We start from the raw sequence: 4856 nt of genomic DNA, 5'->3' as shown, positions 1-4856 counted from the left end.
TATGATTTTATGCGCTAATTTCAAAGCGAACAAAACGCGTCAAGAGACACGAGCCTATATGGCGGTCGTAGAATCATTCGTCTCTGCCAACGATATAAACGATACGGTGATCGTATTTCCTCCGTTTACCGCTCTCGATCACGATCCACGTAACGTATTGATCGGAGTTCAAAACGCTTATCCCGTCAAAAACGGTGCTTTTACCGGAGAGATTGCGCTTGAACAACTCGAAGAGTTCGGTATTAAAACGATTTTGATCGGACATTCCGAGCGCCGTCATATTATCGGTGAAACCCAAGAGCAAATTGCGGCAAAATTTCGCTTCTTTGCCGAGCAGGGATTTGTCATCATTTATTGTGTCGGCGAGCCTCTCGAAATACGCGAAGCGGGGCATGATGTGATGATGACCTACATCAATCGTCAATTTGAGGGGATCGATTTGACATACCCTGATTTGATTGTGGCGTATGAGCCGGTATGGGCAATCGGGACGGGATTGACCCCTTCAAATGGGGATATCGAATCACTGCATGCAGAACTACGAGCTAAAACTTCCGCACCCCTTTTGTACGGAGGGAGCGTAAAAGTAGAGAACGCCGGGGAGATCATGGCATTGGACAATGTGGATGGAGTTCTCGTCGGTTCGGCATCTCTCAGCGCGAATGATTTTTGCGATATGATCGCACAAGCGGCGGAAATTTATCAATCATAATGGTTATCCCTCAAGCATCCTTAAGAGCCGTGTGCGATGACAGCAGTGTCAAGAGTCACGCGAGCGATTTGCTTGAGGGATGATTTTCTTTTGTTTCTTTTCTTATTAAAAAGAAAAGAAAGTATCATTTAACTAAAGGAGAAATTGAAATGTTAATGCAAGGTAAAAAAGGTCTAATCGTAGGATTGGCAAACGATAAATCAATCGCGTACGGTATCGCGCAAGCACTTCATGCCCAAGGGGCACAAATGGCGTTTACCTACCTCAACGAAGCGCTACAAAAACGGGTCGAACCGATTGCTGAGGGCTTTAATAACTCTCCGGTGTATAAATTGGACGTATCCGATGAGGCGGATATGGCAGCCATCGCCGAAAAAGTGGCGGCAGATTTCGGTCAAATCGATTTTTTGGTTCACTCGGTCGCATTTGCTCCCAAAGAGGCATTGACCGAAGGGTTTATGAAAACCTCTAAAAGCGCGTTTCAAATTGCGATGGATATTTCGGTCTATTCACTCATCGATTTGACGAACCGCCTTGAATCTGTGTTGGCACCGGGTGCGTCGATCATCACCCTCAGCTACCTCGGCGGACCGAAATACATTCCAAATTATAATGTTATGGGTGTTGCAAAAGCGGCACTTGAATCTACAGTACGCTACATGGCGGTAGAACTGGGTGCATCCAAAGGGCAGCGTGTCAACGCGATCAGTGCAGGTCCTATCCGCACCTTAGCGGCGAGTGGTATCGGCGATTTCAAACAAATCCTCAACTGGAACGAAGCCAATGCTCCGCTTCGTAAAAATGTTACGATCGAAGAGGTTGGAAATTCGGCAATGTACTTGCTCAGCGATCTCTCCAGCGGTGTAAGCGGCGAAGTCCATTATGTCGATGCGGGCTATAACATTATGGGTATGGCAGCGGTAGAGAAAAATGGCGAAGGAAAAAGTGTTTTTGTCTGGGACGAGAAGAAATAATTTTGAATATTTGTCGCGTTCCGTTCGCCCTGAGCTTGTCGAAGGGTAAACGGTTCATGGTTCGACAAGCTCACCACGAACGAATAGTAAATTTATTCGTAAGCCAGTGTTGCTTATAGTTACTTCCCAATTCCGGGTAATTTATTTAATTTTTCCCAATTCGCCGGTTCTTTCGGTTGACCCTCACTCATCTTCTCTTTCTTATCCAAATACGATTTCCATTTGTCAACATACTTTTGCAAGGTGAACGGCGTATTGTCCTCATCGAGAGGTACAACCTCGGTTTTTGTCGTTATCGTACCATCGGGTGCTTTGGTTGTTGTCGTGATCTGAGTGGCATTCGTCACTTTTTCGATCGTTTTACCCTCAGATGTTTGTGTACTAACCGTCATTTTAGTCGGTTCCGTTTTGGTGGTTACTACTGTTCCGTCGCTTTGTTGCTTCGTATTTTCGGTCGGCTCAGTCGCCATCAGCGGGTTCCACTCCTCTTTGAGCCAGCTATCCAGTGAGCGCTGCATTGCTCCCCCTTTTGCGTTGGCATTACTGCTTGGAGCAAACGTATTTAGGGCTGTATTTTGAGATGGGGTAACGCCTGTGGTATTGGCGACACAACCGCTGAGCAGTAAGACGGAGAGTGAGAGGGTGAGAGTATGATTCATAAGATTTTCCTCTATTAGGGTTGAATTTTTCAGATTAGTTCGTACTATAGCATAGAATAGAGACAAATGATGCAAAACAAGAGCGTTGCAAATCATCACAAAATTGTCACATTCCCTATTATAGGGATTTACGTTTAGTAAACAAATAGAAAACAAAATTCATTTTTACAGCAATGTTTAAGAATAGGGGGGTTACAATTAACTTCGACGAAACAAAAACATAGGTCAAGCTTAACTTAAGGAGAATCAATGAAGTTAGTTAAAATGAGTCTTGCAGCAGTATTGCTCGGAGCAAGCGCGTTCGCAATCGATAATGTAAAAGTAAGCGGTGACGCTAAACTTTACTATTACACAGACAATAAAGATAAACCAGCTGGTACAGCAAAAGATGGTCTTTTTGGACAGTCAAACAGTGCAGCAGATACAGCACTTCGTCTTGGTGTAACAGGTGATTTGACTAAAGGTGTATCATTTGGTATGACTGGATACGCGGTAAGCGCACTTGGTCTTGAAAACAACCTTGTTTCTAACACATGGACAGGTGCACACACTATGGGTGCAGGTGTAAATGAGCAAGCATGGATGGGTGAACTTTGGTTGGCAGCAACTATGGGTAAAACTTCGGCGAAAATCGGTCGTATGGAGCTTGATACACCACTTGCTTTCTCTGAAAAATGGTCTGTGGTTCCTAACACATTCGAAGCAGCGGTTCTTATCAACCAAGATCTTCCGGATACTACTTTGGTAGGTGCATGGGTAGGTCGTGGAAATGGTGTTAACGCAGTTGGTGGTTTTGGAAATGCGGTTCAAAATCATACTACTACTTCACTTGGTATTGATGGATACATGGGTGATGGTGCAGTATTCGGTACATTCGCTTCACGCGGTGCGTATGCAGCGGCTCTCATAAACAACTCGTTCAAACCGTTGACATTCCAAGCATGGTACTATGATGTTATGGATATCGCAGATGCATACTGGTTGCAAGCGGACATCAATTGCCAACTCGTTAAAGGCTTGACAATCGGTGCACAATATGCGGATATGTCTCCAAAAGGTGCACTAAATACAATTCCAGCTATCAAAGACTCTGATGCTTATGCAGTTAAACTTGGATATGGCGTAGATAAATTGAAAGTTGCAGCTGCTTATTCAAAAGCTGATAAAGACGGTACATTAAAAATTGCAAACGTTGCAACTGGTAATCTTGCTACTGCACAATCTAAATTGTACACTGAAGCATACTGGAACTACGGATATGTAGGACGTGCAGGTGCTGATTCATATATGGTATCAGCAGATTTTGATGCTGGTATTGCAAAACTTGGTGCACAATATACCAATGTAAGTGCAAAAGCTACTGGTGCTACAGTATCAACAGATATGCAAGAAATCGCATTGACTGCGTCTAAATCATTCGGACCGTTGGATGCAACATTGGCATACTTTAGTACAAAAGCTGATGACCAAAATATTAAAGCTGGTGCAACAACTGGTTCACGTTATGACAGCGTTCTTGCAATGCTTCAATTGAACTTCTAAGAGTTCTTTTGCTTCTCAATCCCCTCGGGGGTTGAACCCTCTTTTTCTTTTCTCCCTTTCTTTTGCTATAATCGTTTTATGAAATATTTATTCCGTTCACTTTCGTATACTTTTTTAATGCTTTTATTGATTTCACTCCTATCATTCGGGGCAATCCATATGGCGCCCAACAGTTTCATGGGGGGTGAACTGAATCCCAATATGACTCCCGAAGCGATCAAACATCTCCAAAGTGTCTACGGTCTCGATAAACCTCTCGCACAGCAATATCTCGATTGGGTCAAAAATCTTCTCACGCTCGACTTTGGAATCTCGTTTGTGAGCGGTGCGGATGTCTCTGGTGTCGTTGCGGATCGTCTCCCTGTGACGTTGTGGATGAATATCGTCTCGATGGTGCTGACATTTGCGCTATCGCTATGGCTGGGAATCAAAGCGGCGCTTTATCATGAGAGTAAAATCGATACGGCGGTGAGTCAGCTGTCGCTGTTCAGTTTTGCGATGCCTTCGTATTATTTGGCATTGGTGCTGATGATGTTCCTTGGTGTCTCGTTAGGGTGGTTTCCGATTGCGGGGATGCATTCGTTGGAACCTCCCGAGGGGATTGGATATTATCTCGATATGGCGTGGCATTTAACCCTGCCGATTGCCGTGATGGTATTTGTCGGAATCGGAAGTCTAGCTCTTTATATCCGTTCACTCGTGATCGAAATTCTCAAAAGTGACTATATCTATTTTGCCAGAGCACGGGGAATTTCAGAGCGTATGATCATACGGCGTTATATTCTCCCTAATCTTCTCCCCCCTATTGTCACGCTTTTGGGATTGTCATTACCCGGATTGATCGGCGGATCGGTGATTTTAGAGTCGATTTTTGGGATCGAGGGGATGGGGCAGTTATTCTATCTCTCTGCGATGAGTCGGGATTATCCGGTGATTATGGGGATTTTGATGATGAGTGCGTTTTTGACG

5 protein-coding genes are annotated in these 4856 nt (G+C 44.4%); 4 read left to right on the top strand and 1 reads right to left on the bottom strand.

Features of this window, described 5'->3' with window-relative positions:
* Nucleotide 1 precedes the first annotated feature (1 nt).
* Complete coding sequence (locus tag JHC35_RS03240; protein ID WP_295041946.1) at nt 2-712, top strand: triose-phosphate isomerase; 711 nt, start codon at nt 2-4, stop codon at nt 710-712.
* A gap of 149 nt (nt 713-861) precedes the next feature.
* On the top strand, nt 862-1686 hold the full coding sequence (gene fabI / locus JHC35_RS03235; protein WP_295041945.1) for an enoyl-ACP reductase FabI: 825 nt from the start codon (nt 862-864) through the stop codon (nt 1684-1686).
* 119 nt (nt 1687-1805) lie between these two features.
* On the opposite strand, the gene JHC35_RS03230 is transcribed toward fabI, so the two are convergent.
* Entirely contained in the window at nt 1806-2345 is a 540-nt protein-coding gene (locus tag JHC35_RS03230; protein WP_295041944.1) for a hypothetical protein, read from the bottom strand.
* Between the two features lie 249 nt (nt 2346-2594).
* Here JHC35_RS03230 and JHC35_RS03225 point away from each other — a divergent pair, with 249 nt between their 5' ends.
* Nucleotides 2595-3887 (top strand): porin, encoded by a 1293-nt coding sequence (locus JHC35_RS03225; RefSeq protein WP_295041943.1) that lies wholly within the window; start codon nt 2595-2597, stop codon nt 3885-3887.
* 78 nt (nt 3888-3965) lie between these two features.
* On the top strand, nt 3966-4856 hold an 891-nt coding region (locus JHC35_RS03220; RefSeq protein WP_295041942.1), incomplete at its 3' end, for an ABC transporter permease.

The organism is Sulfuricurvum sp., assembly GCF_022759005.1.
Taxonomy (GTDB): Bacteria; Campylobacterota; Campylobacteria; order Campylobacterales; family Sulfurimonadaceae; genus Sulfuricurvum.
Note: the sequence above shows the minus strand (reverse complement) of the source record. Positions and strands in the feature narration are given on the sequence as shown.

Bases quoted from the DNA above. Each gene is read 5' to 3' on its own strand.
- JHC35_RS03240 (WP_295041946.1), top strand. From the start codon at position 2: ATGATTTTATGCGCTAATTTCAAAGCGAACAAAACGCGTCAAGAGACA.
- fabI (WP_295041945.1), top strand. From the start codon at position 862: ATGTTAATGCAAGGTAAAAAAGGTCTAATCGTAGGATTGGCAAACGAT.
- JHC35_RS03230 (WP_295041944.1), bottom strand. From the start codon at position 2,345: ATGAATCATACTCTCACCCTCTCACTCTCCGTCTTACTGCTCAGCGGT.
- JHC35_RS03225 (WP_295041943.1), top strand. From the start codon at position 2,595: ATGAAGTTAGTTAAAATGAGTCTTGCAGCAGTATTGCTCGGAGCAAGC.